This window comes from Pseudomonas sp. HY13-MNA-CIBAN-0226, from assembly GCF_040310305.1.
GTDB lineage: Bacteria > Pseudomonadota > Gammaproteobacteria > Pseudomonadales > Pseudomonadaceae > Aquipseudomonas > Aquipseudomonas gregormendelii.
On sequence record NZ_JBEOPS010000427.1, the window covers coordinates 1 to 254 of the forward strand.

1 protein-coding gene is annotated in these 254 nt (G+C 62.2%); it reads left to right on the forward strand.

The window, feature by feature from the left end:
- A partial coding sequence (locus tag AAEZ05_RS29370; protein ID WP_350650139.1) for a hypothetical protein occupies positions 1-229 on the forward strand: 229 nt, incomplete at its 5' end.
- Positions 230-254 lie beyond the last annotated feature (25 nt).

The window sequence follows — 254 nt, forward strand, 5'->3', positions numbered from 1 at the left end:
CTCCCTTTCCAGCGTGGCCCGCAGCGCTAAGGTCATCTCACGGGCACGCACTCGTGGGGTGGGCGTCAAGCTGGCCGACGAGCCGATCACCGCGGCGGAGACTGGTGACCAGCTTGTGACTCTCATTGCTCGCGCCCAGGCAAGCGGTGTTGACGCGGATCAGGCGCTACGAGACCGTTTGCGCGATCTCGAAGACGAGATCAGGAAGGCTGAGTGCCGAACTGACTGACCGATGCGGTTTAACACCGCTTATT